The sequence below is a fragment of the uncultured Brachybacterium sp. genome (genome assembly GCF_947500705.1).
In the GTDB taxonomy this organism is placed as follows: Bacteria; Actinomycetota; Actinomycetes; order Actinomycetales; family Dermabacteraceae; genus Brachybacterium.
Window position 1 is genome coordinate 44,689 of sequence record NZ_CANMSY010000010.1, and the last position, 24,662, is coordinate 69,350.

Sequence of the window (24,662 nt, forward strand, 5' to 3'; positions counted from 1 at the left end):
ACGGCACACCGTCCGGCCGCCATCCCCGGCAGGAAGCGAGAACCGCATGAACAGCCGCAGCCTCCGAGGCACCCGATTGGGCTCCCTCTCCATGGAGACCGACGAGGGCGTCCTCGCAGCACCGCGCCAGGAGTCCGTCTACGACTGCCCCAACGGCCACACCATCGTCCTCCCCTTCTCGGTCGAGGCCGACGTGCCCGCCGTGTGGGAGTGCCGATGCGGCGCCTCCGCACTGCTGCGTGACCACGAGCGGCCCGAGGTGAAGCCGGGCAAGCCCGTGCGCACCCACTGGGACATGCTGCTCGAGCGTCGCAGCGAGGAGGACCTCCAGGTCCTCCTCGATCAGCGCCTCGCGCTGCTGCGTGCCGGAAAGCTCCACCAGCGTCGCAATCTGTGAGCATTCTCTGAACAGCACCGCTCCTGGCATGGAGCAGCAGTGACGCGGGGGCATCCACCAGTCGGTGGGTGCCCCCGCGTCACGGCTTCCCTCCGGGCCGGTCCCTCAAGCCCTCTCCTCGCACTGCTCCAGCCCGCCCCTCTCCAGGCCGCCCATCTCTAACCCTGGGGGTGCGTGGAGTCCTGGGTGAGGGTGGGCGGCGTGCTGCCGTCATCCCGTGGCCGGCCGGTCGAGCGGTTGTCGAGGATGATCTCGCCATCGATGACGCCGGTGCCGGAGCGGCGGTAGAGCACCTTGCGCGCTCCCTCGGAGCCGCTGCTCAGCCCCATCGCCTTGACGGAGCGGCGCTGCACCGGGGTGAGCAGCAGGATGAACCCGATCAGATCGGTGAGGATCCCCGGGAAGAAGAAGAACAGCGCGGAGATTAGCGTGAAGGCCGGGCGGGACAGATGCTCCTGCACGTCTCCGCGGCCGCTCACCGCTCTCACCAGGGAGCGCAGGCGCACGAAGGACTGCTGACCGGCGGCGACCAGCAGCGCGATGCCGATGACCCAGCCCACGGCGATGGCGAGGACCGCCCACCAGAGACTGGTGTTGATCCCGATCAGGACCAGGATCGTGAGCTCCACGAGGCCCAGCAGGACGACCCCCAGCGGGACCAGCGTCCCCCAGCGTGAGGTCGAGTCGGAGCGCAGAGACGCCTGCGCACCCTCAGCGGTGGAGGAGCCTGAGGAAGCCCCTGAGGTACTGCGCTGCCGTGCGGCCATGGCGACTTCCTCCCTGTGGTTCCTGCGGTGACGAACCCGTCCAGCCTAGTCCAGGGCTTTGCGAAGCGCCTGGGCACGCCGTGACAGTCCCCAGAGAGTCACCTTCACCAGCGCTTCGCGGACGATCTCCGAGGACATCTTGCTGGCCCCCTCGGTCCGTTCGTCGAAGTCGATCGGCACCTCGGCGATCGCTGCGCCCATGTCACGGGCGCGGCGGGTCATGTCCACCTGGAAGCAGTAGCCCTGGGAGGCGATGTCCTCGGCGATCACCTGCTCGAGCAGCTCCGCGCGGAACACCCGGAACCCGGCCGTCGCATCGGAGACTCCGAGCCCCATCAGCGCGCGCACGTAGACATTCGCGCCCCGGGAGAGCACCTGCCGGTGCAACGGCCAGTCATGCACCGCCCCACCGGGGATCCAGCGCGAGCCGATCGCGAGATCCGCGCCTCGCCGCACCGCCTCCAACAGCCCGGGCAGCTGCTCCGGGCGGTGCGAGGCATCCGCATCCATCTCGCCCAGCTGCTGGTAGCCGTGTTCGAGGCCCCAGGCGAAGCCGGCGAGATAGGCCGGCCCCAGCCCCTGCTTGCCGGCGCGGTGCAGCACGTGCACCGCCGGGTCCTGCGCGGCCCTCTCCTCCGCCCATGCGCCCGTGCCGTCCGGAGAGGAGTCGTCGACCACCAGCACATCCGCCGCGGGCACGGCGGCGCGCAGCCGTGCCAAGGTGCCCGGCAGCGCCTCCCGCTCGTCATAGGTCGGGATGACGATGAGGGTGGGCGGCAGCGGGGCGTTGGAGGGATGCATGTCACTGTCCTCGACGGGTACGGGCGGCGGTGCCGGATGGTGCGGTGCGGGATGATGCGGTGCGGCGCGAGGTGCTGCGGGTCGAGGCGGTACGGACGAGGGCCCGGCGGTCGGTGGCCAGGGCGGACAGCAGCCCCAGCAGTCCCACCGCGGCGATCGCGACAGAGATCCAGGGACCAGCCGCCACCGCCGGGGTGATGCCGGTGCGCAGAGGGACGTCGGCCATCAGCGCACCCTCCTCCCAGTGGTCGACGTAGTCGATCTGGCGTCCTTCGGGGCTGAAGATCGCCGAATGGCCGACGGTGGAGATATGGACGACGCTGCGGCCGGACATCACCGCCATCACCTTCGCCTGGGCAAGCTGCTGGATCGCTTCGTGGGAGTCTCCGAACAGCGCGTTGTTGGACTGCACCACGATCACCTCGGCGCCCTCATCGACGACGTCGTGCACGAGGGACTCGTAGGCGATCTCGAAGCAGATCAGGATGCCCACCTTGCCCTCGCCCTGGTCGAGGGTGGCCAGATCCATCACTCCGACCTCCTCCCCCGGGATCATGTCCAGGGAGACCAGGTCGACCTTGTCGGTGAGCTGGCTGAACAGCCCGCGCATCGGGATGTACTCGCCGAAGGGCACCGGATGGCGCTTGGAGTACTGGTAGGGCGTGGTCTCCTGGGGTGTGAACAGCACCGACTGGTTCAGCCGTTCGGTCTCCCCCACCCGCACCTGGGTACCGATCAGGATCGGAGCACCGGCGTCCTCTGCCGCGGAGGTCAGCTGCGCCGCCAGCACCGGGTCCTGTCGAGGATCCCGGCCGGTGGAGTCCTCGGGCCAGACGATCAGGTCCAGCTGGGTGCCGTCCTCTGCGGTCTGCTCGATCGTCTGCCGGGTCATGGCGAGGTGGTTGTCGAAGACGTCGTCGGGCATGGTGAACGAGATCGGGTCGATCTCGTCCATCGAGCCCTGGATGGCGGCGATCGTCATGGACGGACGGTCCACCGGCGCGCGGTTCTTCGGGTAGGGGACCACCACGGTCACCAGCACGAGGGACACCGCGATCGCCCACGGCCACACACCGGAGAAGCCGATCAGGCCGCGACGGCGCCTGCCCAGCAGAGCGAGCGCGCCGAAGAGCAGCAGCTGTCCCAGCAGGGCGGTCACCAACGAGAGTCCGGCCATCCCGATCCAGGGGCCGAGGTTCAGCAGCGGGGAGTCGGCCAGTGCGAAGGCGCTGGCTCCCCAGGGCAGGCCGCCCCAGGGGGCGGCGCTGCGCAGGGTCTCCACTCCCACCCAGAGCGCCGCGACGATCAGCGCGCTGGAGATGCACAGGCCGCGGCGCACCATCACCGTGCGGGCGAGCAGCCCGAAGAGCACGATGTAGAGCGCTTCGAACACGCCCAGCGCGATCCAGGGCATCGCGCCGGCGTAGGTGCTCGCCCACTGCGTCAGCGGGACGAAGAACGCCAGTCCCCAGGCCAGCGAGACGAGCACCGCGAGCCCGGCGGAGCGGACCAGCAGCCCCGCCCCGAGCAGCGCGATCCCCACCGGCAGCAGCATCCACATGCCGTAGGGAGGGAAGGCGAGCAGCGCGCAGAAGCCTCCCGCTGCACCGCACAGCAGCGCGACCGGCCAGGGCGTGGGAGAGAACTCGTCCTGGGGTCGACGGCTGCGCTCGCGCGACGTCGCGGGCCGGGTGGTCGCCGTCATCCGCCGTCCTGCCCGAGCTGGTCGTGGAGGATGCGGCCTTCCACCACGGTGCGCAGGGCGCGCGGGGTCCCCTGGTCCAGGTCAGGCAGCAACGGGGTGCGGGAGCGGGGGTCGGTGGACCAGCTGTCGACCCGCTCGGCATGGGAGCGGACGGTGAGGTCCCATGGCTCCCACACCACGAAGGTCGCCGGGATGCCGGTCTGCAGGGATCCGGGATGACGGTTGCCGGCCACCCGCTGCCCACCGCGGGTGGCGGCGAGGAAGGCGGCGCGGTCGCTGATGCGCTGCTCGGCGGGGCTGGTGCGGGCTGCGCCGCGCACCCAGTCCCAGGGATCGGCCGCCGCAGGCTCTCCCGCGGAGGCGAAGGCGAGCGGGGTGCCCTCGGCGAGCAGATCGAGATAGTCGGCGCTCTCGCTCACCGGGGCGACGATGCGCACCCCCTCCCGGACCCCGGTGGGGCCCGGCAGGCGCAGCACGATGCCGAGCGCGGCCGCTGCGGCGTCCTCCGAGGGGTCGGGCTCGGAGCCGTCGGCGGTCGCGGCGGCGTCCACGAAGCCCGGGGTGATCAGGCAGCCGGTCGCATCGACCTGCTGGGCATCGCCGTGGAGCACCTGCGCGGTGTCCTCCGGGCCGGTCCAGGCGATGAGGCCGTCAGCGACCAGCATCGCTGAGGCCTCCGGGTCGCCGGCGCTGTACAGCACGATCCCGGTGTAGAGCATCGGTGCGGCGCTCTGCCCGGCCGCAGGGGTCTGATGAAGGTCGTTCTCGCTCACGGGGCCAAGCTTCTCGCGTCCGCCTGGGAGAAAGCTCATCGGTCGATCTCCTGCGCCACCAGACCACGGCGCACGGCCCTGATCGCCTCGCGCGCGAGCTGTCCCAGCTCGGGATCCGCGGTGAGCTGATCGAGCATGTCGATCACCTGGCGGCAGTGCCGCACGAAGTCCCCGGGGGGCAGATCGTTGCCCTCCAGCGCGGCGGCCAGGTGCAGGCCCTCCGCCCAGCGGTGCACGATCGCGGCGATCGCCGGATCGGGGGCGCTGGTGGGGGTGATCCCATACCGGGTCTCCGCAGCCTGCAGACGCGCTGCGACGCGGGCAGAGGCCTCGAGGGCGTCCCCCACGGCAGGCTCGGGGATCTGCTCCGGGGCGCGATCGTCCCGGCGGGACTCATGCACCGCCGCGGAGACCACGGCAGCCAGTCCGGCGGCGGAGAGCCCCGACCACGCCCCGTGCTCGAGGCACTCGGCGATCAGCAGGTCCCGATCGCTGAACAGCCGACGCAGGCGCAGGCCGGTCGCAGTCGGGCGCAGCTCCACGGGGCCAGGGCCCGCCGGGCCGCCGGGGAGACCATCGGCTGCGTCGGTGCTGACCTGTTCGGTGCTGACCTGTTCAGTGCTGACCTGTTCGGTGCTGACCTGCTCGAGATAGCCCAGCTCGATCAGCAGACCGCTGAGCTGGTCGAACTGGCGGGCCAGAGAACTGGTGCGTCCTCGAATCCTGCGCTGCACACCCTCGAGCTCCCCGCGGCTCTTCCGCCAGCGGCCCACCCAGCGCAGATGGGACTCCAGGTCGGGGCACTCGCTGCAGGGATGAGCGCTGAGCTGCTCGCGCAGGGCGAGCAGCTGCTCGTCGGTGGCGGCGGCGGACGGCGTGCGGCCGGTCCGGGGTCGCGCCTCGCGGCCGGCGGCGTCGCCCTGCCCGGCCAGTCGCTGCCGCAGCGCGGCCGCGGTGTCCTTGCGCACCTTCCCGCTGCCCAGGGCATCCTGACGCGGGAGGCGGAGGGTGTCGATCACAGCGGGCGGGGAGGGGACGTCACCCGGGCGCAGGCTGCGACGTCGGCCCTCGGTGTCCAGCAGGTCCACCTGAGGCCCTCCGAGCACGGCACGGTCCACCTCCAGCACCACCGCATACCCGCGTCGCTTCCCACCGGGCAGCGCGATCACCTCACCACGACGGAGGTCCCCGAGGATCGAGCGGGTGCGGTCCCGGTCCGCGGCCGCGCGAGCCTGGGCCAAGGTCTTCTCCCGCTCGGAGACGGCTTCCTGGAGCTGCGCGTACTCGAGAAGATCCCCACGCTCACAGGTCACCGCCTCCTGGTACGACGCGATCGTGTCCTCGAGCTCCCGGGCGCGCCGGGCGAGCCCCACCACGGAGCGGTCCGCCTGGAACTGCGCGAAGCTGGTCTCGAGTGTCTCGCGTGCCCGGGCCAGATCGAAACGATCCAGCAGGTTCACGGCCATGTTCGGGGTCGGGCGGAACGCCGAGCGCAGCGGATAGGTGCGCTTCGACGCGAGCGAGGCCACGGCGGGGGCGTCGAACCGGGGCCCGGCGACGACCACCGCATGGCCCTCGGTGTCGATGCCGCGCCGCCCCGCGCGGCCAGTCAGCTGCGTGAACTCCCCCGGAGTGAGGTCGGCATGTTCGATGCCGTTGAACTTCACGAGCTTCTCGAGCACCACGGAGCGGGCAGGCATGTTGATGCCCAGGGCGAGGGTCTCGGTCGCGAAGACGACCTTGATCAGTCCCCGTGCGAAGAGCTGCTCGACCACGGTCTTCAGCAGCGGCAGCATTCCTGCATGGTGGGCGGCGAAGCCATCGAGCACCGCGCGGCGGAAGGAGGCGATGCCGAGCACCTCCTCGTCCTCGATCCCGATGCCGGCCAGCTGCTCGTCGAGCACAGCGCGGATCTCCCGTCGCTCGCGGTCATCCGTGAGGTGCAGACGAGCCCGGGCGCACTGCTGCACCGCAGCTTCGCAGCCGGCGCGGGAGAAGATGAACATGATCGCGGGCAGCAGGGCCGCCTGGTCCAGCAGCTCCACCACCTCGGGCCGCCGCATCGTGCGCTGCGGCATCCCGGGCCCGTGGCCGCCGTGGCTCCTGCTGCGAGGGTCCTCGCGCCCGTCATGGCGACGGCCATCCTCGCCGTGCGGACCACTCCCGTCGCTCCGGCCCCCTCCGTAGCCGCTGCCGCCGTAGGCGCCAGCAGGCGTGCCGGGGCCCGGGCCGCGACCCTTGCGCTTGTGGGGCGGGCGGTGCTGCCCGGAGCCGCGGGGGCGGTGGCGCCCGCCGGTGCCCTTCCTGCCTCGAAAGTCCCTGCCTCGCGCGCCGCCGGTGCGTTCGTCGACCGGCAGGGAGAACGAGGTGATGCGTTCGATCTCGGGGTTCACCTGGCGGTCGCTGCGGGCGCCCGGTCCCTGTGACACGACAGCTTCGCCATCGGCGTCGACGAAGAGGTCCAGGAGCTCGTCGCCCGCGATCACGTGCTGCCACAGCGGCACCGGGCGGGTCTCGGAGACGATGATCTCGGTGCTTCCCCGCACCTCCTGCAGCCAGGCACCGAACTCCTCGGCGTTGGAGACCGTCGCCGAGAGCGAGACCAGCTGCACCGAGCGGTCGAGGTGGATGATGACCTCCTCCCACACCGGTCCGCGCAGGCGATCGGCGAGATAGTGCACCTCGTCCATCACCACGAATCCCAGTCCCTGCAGGAGGTCGGAGTCCGCGTACAGCATGTTGCGCAGCACCTCGGTGGTCATCACGACCACCTCGGCATCGGGGCGGATCGAGGTGTCGCCGGTCAGCAGACCCACACGTTCGGCACCCAGCCAGTCCACCAGCTCACCGAACTTCTGGTTGGACAGCGCCTTGATCGGCGCGGTGTAGAAGACCTTGTGGCCTCGGGCCAGTGCGAGATGCACCGCGAACTCTCCGACCACGGTCTTGCCGGCACCGGTGGGGGCGGCGACCAGGACGGAGCTGCCGCCCTCGAGCGCCCGGCCGCCCGCCAGCTGGAACTCATCGAGGTCGAAGGGATAGCGGGCGGTGAAGGCGGTGAGCTCGTGGGAGGACTGCTCCTGCTGCTGCTCCTTCTTCCACTGGGCGTAGCGCTCGGAGGGAGAGGTCACTGCGCTCCTCCGCTGTCGTCGGCGGTCTCCGAGGCATCCGGCAGCTCCGCGAGCAGTCGCACCGCTCCGGGCAGCACCCGGGCGGTCAGCGGCAGCAGCGAGCGCGGCTCGCCGTCCGCGTAGGCGCGCAGCGATCGGCCGTGGCGCAGGCCGACGGTCACCTCGCGCACGGGCTGGATGTCGACGGCCTCCAGGGCGGTGTGGGTGCCTCGGTAGACGCGCGGGAAGAAGCGCAGCAGCTGGCTGCGGCCGATCCCGGAGACGGTGACGAGCTCGAGCGTGCCGTCATCGATCCGCGACTCGGGGGCGATCCGCATCCCGCCGCCGAAGATCCCGGAGCTGCACAGGGTCAGGATCGTGGCATCCAGCTCGATCCGCTCACCACCATCGATCTCCATCCAGTACGGCAGGGGGGTGAACGCCGGCAGCTCGCGCATCAGAGAGGCCGCATAGCGGACGGTGTGCCGTGCCCGGGAGCCGTTGGCGCGTGCGTTGACCAGGGCGTCGAAGCCGAGATTGACGTTGCCCAGGGCGAGCGATCGGTGCGGCAGAGCTTGCTCGCCGGCGGCGATGATCTCGATCGCGTCGATGGTCACCACCGGGCGCGACAGGGCGTGCAGGAGGGCCCGGGTGGACTCCTCCGGGTCGTTGATCGTCAGCCCGAGGGCGCGCGCGAAGTCATTCCCGCTGCCGGCAGGGACGATCCCGAGCCGCACCGGGGAGCCGGCCACGATCTCGGCACCGAGCGAGACGGTGCCGTCACCGCCGACGACCACGAGCGCGGTCAGGGAGTCGCGGATCTCCTCGGCGCGGGCCCGGGCGAGGTGGGCGGAGGTGGCGGAGAGGTCCACCACGGAGATCCCGGCCAGCCGCAGCAGATGGCCGACCTGGCGGCCGACCCGGTGTGCGGCTCCCTGCGCGGCGGTGGGATTCGCGAGCAGACCCACACGGAGCCTGCTCACCGTCCGTCCTCGGCGGCGTCGTCCAGGCGGGACGGGCCGTCGATCTTCTCCACCTCGTCATCGATGCTGCTCGCCTCGTCATCGTCGAGGTCCTCGTCGCCGGATCTGCGCGCCTTGCGCCGGTCGTGGATCAGCGAGATCACGATCGCCGCGAAGAAGAGGCTGGCGATCGCTGCGGACATCGCGATCAGCGTGATGGGCTCCGGGGTGGGAACCATGACGGCGGTGAAGGCGAAGCTCAGGAAGATGATCCAGCGCCAGGCCTTGAGCATCGCCTTGCCGCTGATCAGACCCATGAAGTTCAGCAGCACCATCACCACCGGCATCACGAAGGCGACGCCGAAGGCGAGCATGGTCTTGATCAGCAGCGCGAGGTACTGGTCGTAGGGGATGATCTGCGAGACCGATCCCTCGGTGGGCGTGAAGCTCATCAGCACCGGCACCAGCTGGCTGACGGCCCAGTAGCCTGCCACGCAACCGACGAAGAACAGCGGGATCGCGCTTCCGAAGAAACCGATCGCGTACTTGCGCTCGTTCTTGTGCAGCCCGGGCATCACGAACAGCCAGATCTGGGCGATGATCATCGGAGAGGACAGGATCAGGCCGATGTAGGCGGCCATCTGCAGCTTGACGTTCAAGCCCTGGCCCACGCCCTGGAAGTTGATCAGCGACTGGAGGTCGGAGTCCTCGCTGGCGGCCTCGATCGGCGCTTTGACGGCGTCGAAGACCCACGGGAACAGGAACCAGCCCACGATGGAGAGCAGCAGCACCGTGATCGCGCTGATCATCAGCCTGTTGCGCAGCTCGACGAGATGCTCGCCGAGCGACATCCGTCCTTCGGGGTCCCTGCGTGACTTCTGCGCGGACTCCGATTCGGTCTGCCCGCGTCCCTGCGTATCACTCGCCACGGATCTGCTTCCTCCCAGCGCTCCGGGCCCGGACGGTCTCCCGCCCGGACCCGTTGTCGACGGCGCGCTCTGCGCCGAGATGCTCAGTCGCGACGGTAGGAATCGTCGTCGTCGTTGGCGCGGATCGGCTCACGGCCACGGTCGCGGTCCGCGTCATCGCGAGGATTGTACTCGCGGTCATCGCGGGAACGGCTGCCGCGGTCCTCACGCGAGCGCGTGGAGCGGACCGGACGATCGTCCTCCTCGTCCTCGTCGGCGGGCTTCTCCTCGCCGCGCAGCTCCTCGACCTCACTCTTGAAGATGCGCATCGACTTGCCCATGTTGCGGGCGAGGCCCGGAAGCTTGTTGGCCCCGAACAGAAGGATCACCAGCACGATCAGCAGAACGATCGCCCAGGGGTTGCGGAAGAAGTTCATGGAAGTCCCTTTCAACAGCGCCACGAGACAGCGCGGGCGCACCTATCATCCCACAGCGGACTGGGCGCCGGACGGGTCGCCACGGTGGCGACTCGGCCCACCGCACGGCGGGTCGTCCCAGGGTAGCGGCTCCTACGAGGTGTGACGTACCGCGCCGTCCCGCGCAACGGTCACGATCGTGTCTCTGAGATCACGCGGTACGAGCACCTCGGCCGCGCCGGCGGATTCCAGCACCGCGTCCACCAGCGGCGCCAGCACCGGCGAGTCCAGCCGGGCGAAGGCCTCGCCGTCCCCGCCGTCGCGCATCTCGACCGCCCCGAACGACTCGGCGATCCAGTGTCCGGCGGGTTCGAGCCGCAACCAGACCTCCCCCTCGACGCGCCCGGCCAGGGCCTGCTGCTCCCCCGCGCCGGCGCGGCTCATCGGGGTGCCGGCGGGCAGGATCTCGACCACGCGATCCAGACGGAACCGGCGCTCGGCACCGGCGAGCTCGCACTCGGCGAGCAGGTAGGAGCGCACACCATCGCTCTCGATGCGCAGCGGCCGGATCCTGCGCACGCTGGTGCCGGGCCGGTCGGAGGAGGAGTAGCGGATCACGAGCTGTCCGTCCTCTGCGCCGGGCTCCGCACGCAGCGCTGCGTGCACTGCGGCCAGGACCGCCTCCGCACGGTCCGCGGTGCGGGCTGCCATCTCGTCCGCGGAGATCGCATCGGCCAGGTCGTAGAAGGTGGGCACCGCCACGGAATCGGCGGGGCCGCCGGTTGCGCCGGCCAGCAGCTTGGCTCGCGCCGCGGCCACGGTCTGCTCGGCCTGACCTGCGACAGGCTCGAGGGCCGCCAACCCTGCCAGCAGCGCGGTGATCTCCACCGCGCTGAGGCTCAGGGCACGGCGCAGCGGCTCGGCGTTGCGCACCCGCACGGTCCCGTGCTCCCATTCCGCTTCGATCAGGTCCTCCCAGCCGTCGCCCATGTCACCGCAGACGAACAGCACCTGCAGATCGGTCACCAGCTGCTTCTCGGTGATGGCGAGGGCCTCGGCGAGCTCCGCAAGATCGGCCTCGCCACGGCTGAGCACATAGGAAGCCGCGGAGATCAGTCGCGAGAGATGATCGCCGCTCTGCGGGGTGAGCCGGATCCTGGGCGTCGGGCGACCGGTCGCCGACTCGAGCTCTGAGAGCTGCGGCTCCTGCTCGTGCAGATCCGCGATCGCGCTCAGGACCTGGGCGAGCTCAGCCCGCCAGGAATGCGGTTCGAGCAGCTCGACCCAGCGGATGTCGCCCAGCAGCAGGCGCCGGGCGGCGGGACGCGGAAGGCTCGGCAGGGTGAGGTGCTCCGCCTCGAGCGCCGCGCCGGCCCGGTCACGCAGCGACAGCGCCTTGTACGGCGCCGCACGCAGCACGGCGGCGTCACGATCATCGCTGTCGAGCATGCGCTCGAGCACTCCCGAGAGATCCGTGTTCTCGGGACGGGGCTGCCGGGCCGCGGAGATATCCGCAGGGAAGGACTCGATGCGGGAGGCGCGGAAGAGACGCGGAGCCGAACGGTCCAGGTCCCAGCCGTAGACGTACCAATGCCCCTCGTGCACACCGACCACCCAGGGCTCCACCCGACGTTCCGACGGGGCGCCGTGGGTGGCGCGATAGGTGAAGCGGACGGTCCTGCCGCCCACCACCGAGTCCAGCAGCGGCGAGAGCACGGGCAGTGACTCGACCGCGCCGCGCGGCGTGCGCCGGAGCAGATCGGGGTCGGCATCATGGCCGAGGCTCAGCAGCTTGGAGCGCACCCTGCGGGCGGCTCCGCCGGCTGCGGCCGCGTCCCAGGCACGGCTCGCCGCGAGCAGCACCGTGTACTCCTCGGTGGTGAGATCCAGCACCGCTCCGGAGCGGGCCGTCTCGATCCGGTAGTGCACCGTGTTCTCGTCGAGCACATCGCGCTCGGTCGCCAGGGGCAGCCCGAGCTCGAGGATCGCGGCCTTGTCGCGCTCGAACATCCGCTCCGCCGCCTGGTCGGAGACCGCATTCGCGTAATCGGGGATGACGGAGAAGAGCTTGGCGCGATCGATCCGTCGCCGGGAGCCGATCGTCATGATGACGTTGAGGAGTCTCTCCACATTCTTCGAAGCCACGCAGCCAGACTATCCGGCAGGGCAGGCCGAGTGGGCCGCTTCCGCACCGCGGCTCTAGGCTGTGCTCATGCTGCGATGGGAACGGGGAACCGTGAAGGACGCGCTGAGCTCCTGGCACGGTGTGGATCGGCTCGAGATCGAGCTCGATGACGAGGCGGGAACGCTCACCGCGATCGCCTATCGGGAGCTGACCGGCACACCTCGGTCGGGCGAACGGGTGCTGCTGAACACGAATGCGCTCCGCCGGGAGCTGGGCACCGGCGGAGACGCCATGGTGGTGGCCCGCCTCGATGTGCTCCCCGAGGCGACGGAGAGCAGCGGGCACATGGTGAAGGCCCGCTATACCCCGATGCAGACCATGGTCGACGCGCTCGATGATCCCGGAGGGGAGCACTACGAGACGGTCCGCGCCGCGAAGGACATCGCCGGGATGCCGGTCGTGGTCGCCGATCTCCACTCCTCGCTGCCCGCTATCATCGCGGGCATCCGCGCCGAGCGGCGCACAGCGAAGATCGCCTACGTGCACACGGACGCCGCCGCACTGCCTGCGGCCTACTCCCGGATCACCGCTCGGCTGCGGTCAGCTGATCTGCTGGCCTCCGTGATCAGCGCCGGTCAGTCCTTCGGCGGTGATCTCGAGGCCGTGACCGTGCATTCGGCTCTGCTCGGCGCGAAGCATGTGGTCGGCGCCGACGTCGCGATCGTGATCCAGGGGCCCGGCAACCTGGGCACCGGAACCGGGTGGGGGTTCTCTGGGGTGCAGGCGGCCGAGGCTGTCCACGCAGCCTCTGTGCTCGGCGGGCGACCCGTCGCGACGCTGCGGGTCTCCGGAGCCGATGAGCGCAAGCGGCATCGGGGCCTGTCGCACCATTCCTCGACGGCCTACGGCCGCGCGCTGCTCGCTCCGGTCCACCTGCCCGTGCTCCCCCGCAACGACAGCCGTTACAACGCTTTTCATGAATCTGTGCGCAAACAGGTGAAAACGACGATCCTCAAGCCGGCAGAGAAGCGAGGGGTGCGGCACCAGCTCATCGAGGTCGATGCCAAGGGGCTGCGCGATGCGCTCGAAGAGATGCCGGTGCGGATGACCACGATGGGGCGCACCCTGGCCGAGGATCCCTCGGCGTTCCAGTACGCGGCGCTCGCGGGACGCTGCGCCGCGTCCCTCATCCCCCGGGACTGAGCAACGCTGCGGAGGAGCTGCCGGCGACTGAGCGCAGTCGACGACTGAGAGCTGCCGACGGCCGAGCTCAGTCGCCGACGGCTTCGCCCCGTTCCTGCACCAGTCGGAGCAGCAGATGCGCTGCCGCGATCGCACGGTCACCGTCATAGCGCTGGATCGCCTGCAGGGCGAGGGTCGAGCCGTCGGCCAGGTCCAGGTGCGCCCAGGGGTCGCCCATCGGGAAGCTGATCCCGATCACCTCGGCCCATTCCAGGGTGCGGGTGCTCATCAGGTTCCGCACCACCAGCACCTCGGGGCGGGCGGTGACCGTCACCGAGGCCTCGAGGTGGCAGAAGATGACGACCAGCACGCCGACGGCGACCAGACCGAGCCGACCGCCCCATTGGAAGCTGGTGATCAGCACCGCGCCGCCGATCATGCCCGCCATCACGATGGCGGCGCTCAGGTAGGCGGCCACCCGCACCGCCCGGGGCCGCAGCACGATCCTGGCACGGTCCTCCCCCGGCTGCCGGTCCGCTGCGGAGGCGTTCATCGGCATCTCAGATACGGCAGGCCTGGATCGCGGTGACCAGGATCGCGCGCGCCCCGGCGTCGTAGAGGTCATCCATCATGCGGTGGGCGGAGCGGGTGTCCACCATGGCCCGCACCGCGGACCATTCGCCGCCGTGCAGCGGGGAGACCGTCGGGGACTGCAGTCCGGGGGTGATCTCGACGGCGCGCTCGAGCAGGGCGGTGGGGATGTCGTAGTCGAGCATCACGTACTCGCGTGCCACCAGCACACCGCGGATGCGCCGTGCGAGCACCTCGAGGGCGTGGGTGCCGGTCTCGTCGAGCTCCAGTCCTGGACGCGAGAAGAGCACCGCCTCGCTGGTCATGATCGCCTCGCCGAAGGGCTCGAGCCCTGCCTGACGCAGCGTGCTGCCGGTCTCGACCACGTCGGCGATCACATCGGCGACACCGAGCCGGATCGAGGATTCGACGGCCCCGTCGAGGTGCACGACCTCGGCGGTGACACCGCGTTCGGCGAGATAGTCCTCGACGAGGTTTTCGTAGCTGGTGGCGATGCGGGCGCCCTGCAGCTCGGAGGCGTCATGGCGGGTCCCTGCGGGAGCGGCGAAGCGGAACGTCGAGCGCGCGAAGCCCAGCGGCAGGATCTCGTCGGCCGGAGTGCGGGAGTCCAGCAGCATGTCCTGCCCGGTGATGCCGACGTCGACGGTCCCGGAGCCCACGTACACCGCGATGTCGCGCGGGCGCAGGTGGAACAGCTCGACGCCGTTCTCCTCGTCGACGACGACGAGCTCCTTGGCCGTGCCGCGGCGCCGGTAGCCGGCCTCCTGGAGCAGATCGGCGGCGGGTTCGGACAGGGCGCCCTTGTTGGGGACGGCGATGCGGAGCACGGATCCTCCTCGGCCGCCGCAGCGGCCACGAGTGGGGTGGGAGAGGGAGAGACAGTGGTGAGGGAGCCCGCTCGATGCCGAGACCGGGGGCACGCCCTCGCGCGCAGAGCGACGCGGGTCAGAGCTGGCGGTAGACATCCTCGAGCGAGATGCCCTTGGCGATCATCATCACCTGCACGTGATAGAGCAGTTGGCTGATCTCCATGGCGGCGTCCTCGTCGGACTCATGCTCGCAGGCCATCCACACCTCGGCGGCCTCTTCGACGATCTTCTTGCCGATCTGATGGACCCCGCCGTCGAGTTCGCGGACGGTGCCCGACCCCTCGGGTCGGGTCCGGGCCTTCTCAGTCAGTTCGGCGAACAGTGCCTCGAAATCCTTCACGCCGACAGGATACGCGTTCCGGCAGATGGCCCGTTCCGAGGACCACCTGCCGGAACAGGACTCACTCTCGGCGCACCGTGGGATCCAGATGCGCGGTCTCCACCGTCACCCGGGCCTCCTCCACCTCGCGACGGCGCCGCACACCCCACCAGACGAAGAACCCCACCAGGGTGAAGGCTCCGTAGAAGACATACATGAAGGCGCTCGCGTAATAGCCGGCATCGAGCAGCAGCGGGACGCCGACGATGTCGACCGCCACCCAGATCAGCCAGAACTCGACCCAGCCCTTGGCCATGCCGAAGGTCGCCAGCAGGCTGCCCATGAAGATCCAGGCATCGGCCCAGACCGGCTCGTAGGAGCCGAGCATCCGGAACAGCGGGGTCAGCGCTGCGGTGCCGCCCACCAGGGCGACCAGCAGCAGAGCACGCGTCCCCCAGGAAGCCCACTCGGGCTCCACGGCGGTGCCGCCGTCATGCTTGGACTGCCGCCAGCGCTGCCAGCCGTAGATGCTGGTGGCGATGAACATCACCTGTCGACCCGCCTGGCCGAGCAGATCCACGGAGTTCGGGTTGCCGAACACCGAGCCCATGAACACCGTCAGCAGCAGCACATTGCCGACGATGCCGATGGGCCAGGCCCATACCTTTCGCCGCATGCCGCCGAGGGCGCTGAGCAGTCCGAAGACATTGCCGAGCACCTCGCGCAGAAGAAGGAACTGTCCGCCCGCGAAATCGATTCGCGCGTCGAAGAGCCACTGCAGAAGATCCATGTCGGTCCTTTCGCCGTCGGATGCAGTGGCTCCGGGGAAAAGGGTTCCGGCATGGCGCCAGGGCGCGCCGAGGGCGCCCTGGGACATGCAGGACGTGCGCCTCTCATCCAGGCTGTACTGTCGGCGCCGGAGTTCCACCGGCTCCACCGCCGAAGCGGGTCGCGGACTATCACCGCCGGCTCGGAATTTCACCGACCCCGGAGCACGTCACTGGTCGTGACGGGACCATCCTAGACCGTCGGCCCCACGGGCGGACGGTGCATGAACGCAGGTGACAGGGCCGGAGACGCCATGGACGGCGTTCGTGCAGATCAGTGGGCGGCGTGGCCCCGGGCGAGTTCGCGCAGGGCGGAGATCTCCTCGGCCGCGTCCTGGGCCCGATAGATGGCGGACCCTGCGACGAAGACGTTCGCGCCGGCCTCCGCGCAGCGTTCGATGGTCTCCCGGCTGACCCCGCCGTCGACCTGGATCGACACCTCGAGGTTGGACTCGCTGATCGCAGCGCGGGCCCGACGGATCTTGGGGAGCATCGTCTCCAGGAAGCTCTGGCCGCCGAAGCCGGGCTCGACGGTCATGATCAGCAGCATGTCGAACTCGCCGATGATGTCGAGGATCGGCTCGACCGCGGAGGCGGGCCGGAGTCCTACCCCGACCTGGACGTTCTTCCTGCGCAGGTCGCGGGCGAGCTTGACCGGGGCGCGGGCGGCCTCCAGGTGGAAGGTGACCGACGCGGCGCCGGCCTCGGCGTAGGCGGGGGCCTCGGTGTCGGCATCATCGATCATCAGGTGCGCATCGACCGGGATCGTGCTGCGCCGGGCGATCTGCTCGACCATGGAGGGGCCGAAGGTCAGGTTCGGCACGAAGTGGTTGTCCATCACGTCGACGTGGACGCTGTCGGCGCTGGAGATCCTGTCCAGCTCGCTGCCGATGCTCATGAAGTCGGCATTGAGGATGCTGGGGTGGATGTAGTGGCCGTCGGTCGAGTACAGGGTGTTCATGCCGTCGGGAGTCCTTCCTCGGTGGGGGCGGGCTGCTTGCGCAGCAGGTGGATGTACATCGCATCGGTGCCGTGGACGTGAGGCCACAGCTGGACCGCGGGGCCCTCTCCGAGCTCGACGTCCTGCCGAGCTGCGAGGAGCATCCCGGCGCGCACCGCGTCGCGCGCGTCGAGCTGCTCGATGTCGTCGCGCCGCTTGAGCACATCGGCGACGATCAGGCGGGTCTCGGCCAGGTGCGGGGAGCAGGTCACATAGGCCACCACTCCCCCGGGCGCGGCGGCGTCCAGGGCGGAGCTGAGCAGCCCGCGCTGGATCCCGCCCAGCTGGCCGATGTCGGCGGGGGTGCGGCGCCAGCGGGCCTCGGGCCGGCGTCGCAGGGCGCCGAGCCCGGAGCAGGGGGCGTCGACCAGGACGCGGGAGAAGCGCCCGGGCAGCTCGTCACCGATGGTGGTGCCGTCGGCGGTGCGGGTGGTGATCTCGCAGCCGGCCTCCTGCAAGGTGGCCACCGCCCGGTCGACGAGCTCGGTGCGATGCTCCTGGAGCTCGACCGCCAGCAGGTCCGCGTCGTGGCCGACGGTCAGTCCGCCCATCAGCGCGGCCTTCCCGCCGGGGCCCGCGCAGAGGTCCAGCCAGTGGTGGTCCTCGGCGAGGACCAGGTCGTCGGCGCCGAGTGCGAGGGCGAGGGCCGCGAGCTGGCTGCCCTCGTCCTGCACGGCGACGCGGCCCTCCTTGACCGGGTCCATGCCGCCGGGATCGCCGGAGGGCCAGGAGGCCGCGAAGATGCTAAGCCGGCCCTGGCTCGCGCCGTGGTCGATCAGCTCGTCGAGGTCGGTGAGTCCCGGTCGCATCACCAGCGAGACCGACGGTGCCGCGTTCTGGGCGGCCAGCAGCTCATCGATCTCATCGCGGGAACGGCCGTGGCCGGCCAGGGCGTCGCTCAGGGCGCGCACCACCCAGCGCGGGTGGGAGTGCACCACGGCGAGGTGCCCGGTGGGATCCTGCTCGCGGTCGGGGGCGACCTCGAGCAGCCACTGCGGGAGGTCCTTCTCCCCGACGCGGCGCAGCACCGCATTGGCGAAGCTCGCCGCACCGGCGCCGACCACGGACCGGGCCAGGGCCACGGTCTCGGAGGTCGCCGCATGCGGGGCGACGCTCATGTCCAGCAGCTGGTAGGCGCCGAGCCGCATGACGTCCAGAAGCGGCGGGTCGATCTTGTCCAGCGGGCGATCCACGCAGGCTGCGATCACGGCATCGAGTCGGCCCTGTGCGCGCAGCGACCCGTAGAACAGCTCCGTGGTGAAGGCGGCGTCACGGCCGGAGACCCGGTGGGTGCGCAGCAGCCGCGGCAGCACCAGGTTCGCGTAGGTGTCCTCCTCGCGCACCATCCGCAGACCTTCGAAGGCGACCTGGCGGGAGGGGGTGGAACGGCGGGCGCGCTCGGCCGGCCGGGATTCGGAGTAGCCGCGGCGGGGACCTCCCTGACCGCGCGATCCGGAGCGGGAGCGGCCCTGGTGGTCGCGCTGGTCGCGCTGAGCGTTCCCGTCGCGTCGGCCGCGGTCCTGGTTGCTGCGTCGGTCCTGGTTCATGCGCTGGCTCCGTCCTGCGGCGTGCTGGTGAATCGGGCATCGGGGGCGAGGCCCGCGCCGCGGGCCCAGTCCGCGGCCCGCATCGGCCGTTTCCCAGCCGGGGCGAGGGTCGCCACGGCGATCACCTCGGTGCCGGTGCCGACGAGCATCTGGCGCCTGGTCGCTGCGATCTGCCCGGGCGCCAACGGGGCGTGGTCCGGTCCCGGTTCCTGGACCTGCTCGACGCCGAGGATCTTCGTGCGGGTGCCGTCCAGCAGCGTCCATGCCCCGGGATGCGGGCTCATCCCCCGGATGTGGGCCTGGACCTGCTCCGCGGGGAGGGTCCAGTCGGTCATCGCCTCGGCGGTGGTGAGCTTCGCGGCGTGGGTGGCCTGTGCGTGGTCCTGCGGGGTGAGCCCCGCGGTGCCGTTCTCGAGCGCATCCAGTGCGCTCAGGAGCACGGGGGCGCCGTCGCTCGCCATTCGTTCCAGCAGCTCTCCGGAGGTCTCGAACTCGCCGATGAGGGTGGGTGCCGTGGCGATCAGGTCCCCGGTGTCCAGCCCCTTCTCGAGGCGGAACACGCTCATGCCGGTCTCCCGCCGGCCGGAGAGCACCGCGCGCTGCGCGGGCGCCGCGCCGCGCCAGGCGGGCAGCAGCGAGAAGTGGAGGTTCACCCAGCCATGGCGGGGGATGTCGAGCGCGGCCTGCGGGACCAGGTTCCCGTAGGCGACCACGGGCGCCGCGTCCGGTGCGAGCTCGCGGAGGTGCTGCTGGACCGTCTCGTCGCGCAGTGTGGCGGGGGTCAGCACCGGGATGCCCGCCTCGAGGGCGAGGGTCTTCACCGGTGACGGGGTGAGTCGGCGGCCGCGCCCGGAGGGGGCGTCAGGCCGAGTGAGCACCCCGACGACCTCATGGTGGGAGTCGAGCAGGGTGCGCAGGGAAGGAAGTGCGGCCTCAGGGGTGCCGGCGAAGAGCAGTCGCATGATGGCTCGAGTCTACGGCGGCGCTGGAGGAGGTCAGTAGACGAGCCCGAACACCCATACCGCCAGGCCCATCGTCGTGGCAGTGACCAGCACGATACCGATCAGGTTCAGCCACAGCCCCACCGTGGCCATCTGCGGGATCGTGACATAACCCGAGCCATAGGCGATCGCGTTCGGCGGCGTGGCGACCGGAAGCATGAAGGCGCACGTCGCGGCGATCGCGACGGGGATCGCCAGCAGCATCGGGTCTATCCCGATGCCCACGGCCACGGCCGTGGCGACCGGGAGGAAGGTGGCGGCGGTGGCGGTGTTCGAGGTGAGTTCGGTGAGGAAGAGGACACCCGCGGCGACGATCGCCACGATCAGCACCACCGGCAGGCCGCCCACGCCCTCGGTGACCTGACCGATCCACTCGGTCAGGCCCGAGGAGCTGAACTGCCCCGAGAGCGCGAGGCCGCCGCCGAACAGCAGCAGCACGCCCCAGGGCAGCTTCACCGCGGAGTCCCAGTCGAGCAGGCGCACGCCCCTGGCCGCGCCGGCCGGCAGCAGGAACAGGGCCAGCCCCACCACCATCGCGATGCCGGCGTCGGAGATCCACGGATCCTCGCGGCCGAGCGCGTCGGAGATCAGGGGGATGAACACCCATGAGAGTGCGGCCAGCACGAAGACTGTCAGCACCCTGGCCTCCCCCGCGGAGATGCGGCCGAGCTTGCGGCGCTCCTGCCGGATCAGCTCGGTGCCCCCGGGGATCTCGGTGATCTCCGGCTTGTACAGCACCTTGGTCAGCAGCAGCCAGGCGATGACCATGAACACGATCGCCATCGGCGCGCCCACCATCATCCAGCGGCCGAAGCCGATCGTGATCCCGAACTCCTGGCTCAAGTGCGCCGCGAGCAGGGCGTTGGGCGGGGTGCCGATGAGCGTCGCGAGGGAGCCGATCGAGGCGGCGTAGGCGATGCCGAGCATCAGGGCGGTGCCGAACTTGGAGGTGACAGGGGCTGAGGCACCGTCCCGAGCACCGCCCTCGGGATCCGGGTCCACGCCCTCGCCGGGCTCCTCCCCCTTCGCGGCGGCGTCCTCGAGCCGCAGCTTGTTCACCAGGAGCAGCACCGACAGGCCGATGGGCAGCATCATCACGGCGGTCGCCGTGTTGGAGACCCACATGGAGAGGAAGCCGGTGGCGACCATGAAGCCGAGGATCAGCAGCGAGGGGCTGGTGCCGATCGTTCCGACGATCGCAAGGGCGATCCGCTTGTGCAGGTTCCAGCGCTGCATGCCGAGCGCGAGCATGAACCCGCCCATGAACAGGAAGATGATGTTGTTGCCGTAGGAGGCGCCGACGTCGTCGACGCCGACCTCGCTGTTCAGCACTGGGAACACGACCAGCGGCACCAGGGCGGTGGCGGGGATCGGCAGCGCCTCGGTCATCCACCACGCCGCCATCAGCACCGCGGTGGCGGCGGTGAGCTTCGCGCCGTGGGGGACGTCGGCGGGCATCAGGACGTAGATGAGCACAGCGGCGACGAGGCCGAGGGCCAGGCCGAGGCGGCGCACCCGCAGGGTGCGGCGGCTGCTGGCGGGTGCCCGTTCCCCCTCGGAGAGGTCGGGCCGGTCGTCCTCTGCGGTGGTGCGGGGACCCTGAGCGGCGTCGGAGGTCATCGGGGTCCTTCTCTCGCGGCGTTGCGAAGCATCGGGGTGCCGCCGCCCGCGGCGGAGACACCTGTGTCGTCGATCACCCTACGACGATCGTGGTCTCCACCCGGGCGCGACGCTCAGAACACGTCGGGCGGATCCAGTCGTACACGCAGTGAGCCGCGAGCCTTGCGGGCGCTGCGGGCGGCGACGCCGGCGCGCAGGGCGGTGGCGAGCTCGCGCGAGCGGGCCGGTTCGATGCGCACCACCGCGCGGGCCCGGCCGGCGGCGTCGGGCCCTTCGAGGTCGACCGGGCCGAAGACGTCAGTGCCGTCGGGGAGCTCGACGGTCTCCAGGAACCCTCGGCATGCCTCCCTGTCGCCCACGATCTCGGCGACCCGCCGGAACGGGGGCAGGTCCAGCTCGTGACGGTCCTCGAGCACCCGGTCCAGGAAGAACGAGGAGCGGTGGGCGACCAGATCGCGGATCGCGGGGAGGGTGGAGGTGCCGACGATCAGCACCTCTCCTCCATGCTCTGCGCTGCGCACCAGCGCGATGGCGCCCCGCCAGCGCCGCACCGCCTCGACATCGGCGTCGAAGGCGGCACGGCCCAGCAGAGCATCCGCATCCAGCAGCAGGCAGGCGGAGTAGCGGGATCGCGGGGCCGGCTCCGCGCCGGGGGTGGCGACGATGATCGCCCGGTCCGGGACGGCGTCGTCCTCGAGTGCTCCGTGGGCGCCGCCGGCGACCTTCAAGGTGGCCTGGGGGAAGGCGCGGTGCAGCTCCTCGGCGGTGCGGGTGGAGCCGATGACCATGGCCCGCACGTCGGTGCGGTCGCATTCGGGGCAGCGATAGCCGTCCTCCCGTCGGCCGCAGACCCGGCAGTGCAGGGGGCCGCCGCGGCCGTTCTGCGACAGCGGCGCCGAGCAGTGCGGGCATTGGGCGCGGGTGCGGCAGAAGGTGCAGGCGATCGCCGGCGAGTATCCGGAGCGAGGCACCTGCACCAGCACCGGGCCCCGCTCCAGGCCGCGCCGGATCACGCGCATCGCCTCCTGCGGGAGGCGGGAACGGCCGGAGGCGCCTTCGCGGTCACGCAGGTATTCATCCATCGCCACGATCCGCGGGCGGACGGCGGTGACCGGTCCGGGCAGCGGCTCGAGGCGTGCGAGATAGCCGAGATCCACGAGCGCCCGCAGGGTCACCGACTCGCTCGCCGAGAGGAACAGCAGTGCGCAGCGCTCCTCGGCGGAGCGGCACTGCAGCACGGTGCGGGTGTGGGGGTAGGGGGCCCGCGGCTCTTCGAGCAGATCGTCCGCCTCGTCCCAGCAGATGGCCAGAGCGAGGTTTCTGACCGGCGCGAACGCTGCGGAACGGTTCCCGAGCACCACCCTGGTGGCGCCGCGCAGAATGCGCCGGAAGGTGCGGTAGCGCTTCTCCGGACCTTCGGTGCCGGCGAGGATCTCGTGGCTGATGCCGCGCTCGGTGAGCACTCGGGAGAGCCGGGCGACGTCCCGCTGGTCGGGGGCGATCACGAGCGCTCCCTGCTCCGGGTCGAGGTCCCCGATCGCATCGGCGGCGACCTCGGTCCAGTTGTCGGCGGCATCGAGGGTGATGCTCGCGCGCGGCACCGGACCCTCCGGGGTGCCGGCCCGGGAGAGCAGCGCGGCCAATCCCGGATAGCGGTCGCCGGGCCGGGCGCGCCCGGGCTCCTCGGGCGGTGCGGCTCCGGAGTCCGGAGCCGGGAGCGTCTCGCGCTCCTTCTCCTCCGCGGCGCGATCGGCCTTCTCGGCGCGGGCGTGGCGCGGGGGCAGGGCCAGGCGCAGCACATCGCCGACGGTGCCGGCGCAGCGCTCGGCGACCTCTTCGCACACGCGCATCAGCGCGGGCGGGACCACCACGTCCTCGGAGACCAGGCGGTGCACGGGGGCCAGTGCCCGGTCGGTGGTCGCCGTGGCGTGGCGGCCGAGCACGATCCCCTCGGTGTCCTTGCCGGAGAACCGCACCCGCACACGCATGCCCGGCCGCGCGGCCGCCGCCGCCGGGGTGACCGCGTATTCGAAGGGCCGGTCCAGATGGGGAAGCACCCCCACCAGGCGCACGCTCGCCACCGGGAGCTCCGAGGCCACCTCGAACCCTGCCGTGGTGCGCAGCCCGGACGCCCGGGCCGCGGCGGGGCGGCCCGGGTCGCTCGGCGCGGCGGCCGGCGGCGAGGGATCGGGAACAGGAACGGCGGGGGCCGCGAAGAGGGACTCCTGCCCTCCCGCATGCTCCCCCGCCGCACCGTCGGCGGTGCTGCTCAGCGCTTGTGCACCGCGACCAGGTCGCAGACGAAGATGAGCGACTCGTTCGGGGCGATCACCGGCGGAGCGCCCTGGGCGCCGTAGCCGAGGGAGGCGGGGATGTCGAGACGGCGGCGGCCGCCGACCTTCATGCCCTGGACGCCCTGGTCCCAGCCGGAGATGACCTGTCCCACGCCGAGCTGGAAGCGCAGCGGCTCGCCGCGGTCCCAGGAGGCGTCGAACTGCTCGCCGGTGGAGTGGGAGACGCCCACGTAGTGCACGTCGACGACGTCGCCGCGGCCGGCCTCCTCCCCGTCACCGATGATCTCGTCGGTGCTGATCAGCTCGGTGGGGGCGTCGCCCTCGGGGAACTCGACCTCGGGCTTGGTGCGATCGGTCATGCGGTTTCCTCCTGTGGTGATGGATGGTCAAGGACAGTCTGGATGGTCAGGACAGGCGCCTGTGTCAGGCGTTGGTGTGGGCGGCATCGAGGATGTCGATCACGAAGACCAGGGTCTCACCGGCGAGCTCGCCCTGGTCGCGGTAGGCCTCCGCGGCAGGGATCACCAGCATCACCTGGCTGCCGACCGGCAGGTCCAGCAGGTTCTCGTCCCAGCCCTGGATCACCATGCCCTGGCCCTGGATGAAGGCGAAAGGGGCCCCGCGATCCCAGGAGGAGTCGAACTGGGAGCCGTCGGACCACTTCCAGCCGGTGTAGTGCATGGTGAGGTAGTCGCCGGCGCGGGTGGTGTCCCCGGTCCCGACGATGAGCTCCTCGCGGGTGGTCTGAGCGGGCGGCTCGCCCTCGGGCGGGGCGTCCAGCGCGGGAGCACCGTTCTCGGCCAGGGTGACGGTGGGGAAGCTGCCGGAGGGATCTGCGGGCTCGCCCTCGGCGCGCAGCGGGGAGACGACGCGGTCGACGTCCGCGACCTGGAGCAGCGAATAGGCCTGGCCGTCGTTTCCCTGCTGCCAGCCCGCCATCACGAAGCGGGAGCCGACGGGCACGGTGGTGAGGAACGAGAACGCGACCTCGCCCGCTCCGTCGGGGGTCACCTGCATGCCTCCGGCGGGGGCGCCCTGCCACCAGGACGAGAGGGTCTCCCCGGTGCTCGCGTCGACGAAGTGGCTGCGCCAGATCACGGTGTCCCCCTCAGCGATCATGGCGCCGTCCCCGGGGGTGATGATCTCCGCATCGGCGGCGGTGATCTCGAGCGGGGCGGTGAACTCGACGACGGGCTCGGCGCCCAGATCGTCGCTCACGGTGACCCCGGCCAGGACGTCGCCGCCGCCGTCGGAGCCGCCACCGTCGGACGCACCGGTGGAGCCCTCGTCGGTGCAGGCGGCGAGGCCGATGGCGGCGGTCGCGGCGAGGGCGGTGGTGAGAAGCGTGCGGCGGCGGATCAAGTCAGGACCTTTCGGATCGGCGGCCCCGCGGGAGGGGGCAGGCACCAGGGTACGGGCAGGCGGATGACAGCGAGCTGGGGTGTGGT

Annotated in this window: 22 protein-coding genes and 1 riboswitch; of the genes, 2 read left to right on the forward strand and 20 right to left on the reverse strand. The window is 71.0% G+C overall.

Annotated features, from left to right (window positions below; all coding sequences use genetic code 11):
* Nucleotides 1–46: 46 nt before the first annotated feature.
* Complete coding sequence (locus Q0937_RS14920; protein WP_299305221.1) at nt 47–397, forward strand: RNA polymerase-binding protein RbpA; 351 nt, start codon at nt 47–49, stop codon at nt 395–397.
* Between the two features lie 158 nt (nt 398–555).
* On the opposite strand, the gene Q0937_RS14925 is transcribed toward Q0937_RS14920, so the two are convergent.
* From Q0937_RS14925 to Q0937_RS14965, 9 genes are all read right to left on the reverse strand, one after another.
* Nucleotides 556–1,164, reverse strand: a complete 609-nt coding sequence (locus Q0937_RS14925; RefSeq protein ID WP_299305224.1) for an FxsA family protein — start codon at nt 1,162–1,164, stop codon at nt 556–558.
* 45 nt (nt 1,165–1,209) lie between these two features.
* Nucleotides 1,210–1,965 (reverse strand): polyprenol monophosphomannose synthase, encoded by a 756-nt coding sequence (locus tag Q0937_RS14930; protein WP_299305226.1) that lies wholly within the window; start codon nt 1,963–1,965, stop codon nt 1,210–1,212.
* Nucleotide 1,966: 1 nt separating this feature from the next.
* Nucleotides 1,967–3,670, reverse strand: a complete 1,704-nt coding sequence (lnt, locus tag Q0937_RS14935) for an apolipoprotein N-acyltransferase (RefSeq protein WP_299305229.1) — start codon at nt 3,668–3,670, stop codon at nt 1,967–1,969.
* The gene (locus Q0937_RS14940; RefSeq protein ID WP_299305231.1) at nt 3,667–4,443 is read right to left on the reverse strand and encodes a hypothetical protein; all 777 of its coding nucleotides are present in this window, start codon (nt 4,441–4,443) and stop codon (nt 3,667–3,669) included. Before Q0937_RS14940 ends, lnt begins: the two co-directional genes overlap by 4 nt.
* A 35-nt stretch (nt 4,444–4,478) precedes the next feature.
* Nucleotides 4,479–7,574 (reverse strand): RNA helicase, encoded by a 3,096-nt coding sequence (locus Q0937_RS14945; RefSeq protein WP_299305234.1) that lies wholly within the window; start codon nt 7,572–7,574, stop codon nt 4,479–4,481.
* A complete protein-coding gene (locus tag Q0937_RS14950; RefSeq protein ID WP_299305237.1) occupies nt 7,571–8,536 on the reverse strand; it encodes a diacylglycerol kinase family protein in 966 nt (321 codons plus the stop codon). Before Q0937_RS14950 ends, Q0937_RS14945 begins: the two co-directional genes overlap by 4 nt.
* Nucleotides 8,533–9,444, reverse strand: a complete 912-nt coding sequence (gene tatC / locus Q0937_RS14955) for a twin-arginine translocase subunit TatC (protein ID WP_299305240.1) — start codon at nt 9,442–9,444, stop codon at nt 8,533–8,535. The genes Q0937_RS14950 and tatC overlap by 4 nt, the downstream gene beginning before the upstream one ends.
* Nucleotides 9,445–9,527: 83 nt before the next feature.
* Nucleotides 9,528–9,860, reverse strand: a complete 333-nt coding sequence (tatA, locus tag Q0937_RS14960; RefSeq protein ID WP_299305243.1) for a Sec-independent protein translocase subunit TatA — start codon at nt 9,858–9,860, stop codon at nt 9,528–9,530.
* Between the two features lie 132 nt (nt 9,861–9,992).
* Nucleotides 9,993–11,984 (reverse strand): WYL domain-containing protein, encoded by a 1,992-nt coding sequence (locus tag Q0937_RS14965; RefSeq protein ID WP_299305246.1) that lies wholly within the window; start codon nt 11,982–11,984, stop codon nt 9,993–9,995.
* Between the two features lie 67 nt (nt 11,985–12,051).
* Between Q0937_RS14965 and Q0937_RS14970 the strand changes: the two genes are divergently transcribed.
* A complete protein-coding gene (locus Q0937_RS14970; protein WP_299305248.1) occupies nt 12,052–13,167 on the forward strand; it encodes a DUF3866 family protein in 1,116 nt (371 codons plus the stop codon).
* A 67-nt stretch (nt 13,168–13,234) separates the two neighbouring features.
* Here the strand turns inward: Q0937_RS14970 and Q0937_RS14975 are convergent, their stop codons facing one another.
* The 11 genes from Q0937_RS14975 to Q0937_RS15025 form a co-directional block, all read right to left on the reverse strand.
* Nucleotides 13,235–13,699 carry a PH domain-containing protein gene (locus Q0937_RS14975; protein WP_299305251.1) on the reverse strand — a complete coding sequence of 155 codons (465 nt, stop codon included), beginning with the start codon at nt 13,697–13,699 and terminating at the stop codon, nt 13,235–13,237.
* A gap of 7 nt (nt 13,700–13,706) precedes the next feature.
* The gene (gene hisG / locus Q0937_RS14980) at nt 13,707–14,564 is read right to left on the reverse strand and encodes an ATP phosphoribosyltransferase (protein ID WP_299305254.1); all 858 of its coding nucleotides are present in this window, start codon (nt 14,562–14,564) and stop codon (nt 13,707–13,709) included.
* 118 nt (nt 14,565–14,682) lie between these two features.
* Entirely contained in the window at nt 14,683–14,946 is a 264-nt protein-coding gene (locus Q0937_RS14985) for a phosphoribosyl-ATP diphosphatase (RefSeq protein ID WP_299305257.1), read from the reverse strand.
* A 61-nt stretch (nt 14,947–15,007) separates the two neighbouring features.
* Nucleotides 15,008–15,715, reverse strand: coding sequence for a nicotinamide riboside transporter PnuC (gene pnuC, locus Q0937_RS14990; protein WP_299305260.1), 708 nt, complete (start codon nt 15,713–15,715; stop codon nt 15,008–15,010).
* Between the two features lie 91 nt (nt 15,716–15,806).
* Nucleotides 15,807–15,924, reverse strand: a riboswitch (FMN riboswitch).
* A 102-nt stretch (nt 15,925–16,026) separates the two neighbouring features.
* Nucleotides 16,027–16,713, reverse strand: a complete 687-nt coding sequence (gene rpe, locus Q0937_RS14995; protein WP_299305263.1) for a ribulose-phosphate 3-epimerase — start codon at nt 16,711–16,713, stop codon at nt 16,027–16,029.
* Nucleotides 16,710–18,299: an RsmB/NOP family class I SAM-dependent RNA methyltransferase gene (locus Q0937_RS15000; protein WP_299305266.1), complete on the reverse strand. Its 1,590-nt coding sequence runs from the start codon at nt 18,297–18,299 to the stop codon at nt 16,710–16,712. The genes rpe and Q0937_RS15000 overlap by 4 nt, the downstream gene beginning before the upstream one ends.
* Nucleotides 18,296–19,261, reverse strand: coding sequence for a methionyl-tRNA formyltransferase (gene fmt / locus Q0937_RS15005; protein WP_299305269.1), 966 nt, complete (start codon nt 19,259–19,261; stop codon nt 18,296–18,298). Before fmt ends, Q0937_RS15000 begins: the two co-directional genes overlap by 4 nt.
* Before the next feature lie 33 nt (nt 19,262–19,294).
* Nucleotides 19,295–20,920, reverse strand: a complete 1,626-nt coding sequence (locus Q0937_RS15010; RefSeq protein WP_299305272.1) for a DASS family sodium-coupled anion symporter — start codon at nt 20,918–20,920, stop codon at nt 19,295–19,297.
* 113 nt (nt 20,921–21,033) lie between these two features.
* Entirely contained in the window at nt 21,034–23,019 is a 1,986-nt protein-coding gene (locus Q0937_RS15015; RefSeq protein ID WP_299305273.1) for a primosomal protein N', read from the reverse strand.
* A gap of 170 nt (nt 23,020–23,189) precedes the next feature.
* Entirely contained in the window at nt 23,190–23,573 is a 384-nt protein-coding gene (locus Q0937_RS15020) for an FKBP-type peptidyl-prolyl cis-trans isomerase (RefSeq protein WP_299305276.1), read from the reverse strand.
* Between the two features lie 64 nt (nt 23,574–23,637).
* Complete coding sequence (locus Q0937_RS15025; RefSeq protein ID WP_299305278.1) at nt 23,638–24,576, reverse strand: FKBP-type peptidyl-prolyl cis-trans isomerase; 939 nt, start codon at nt 24,574–24,576, stop codon at nt 23,638–23,640.
* Between the last annotated feature and the right edge of the window lie 86 nt (nt 24,577–24,662).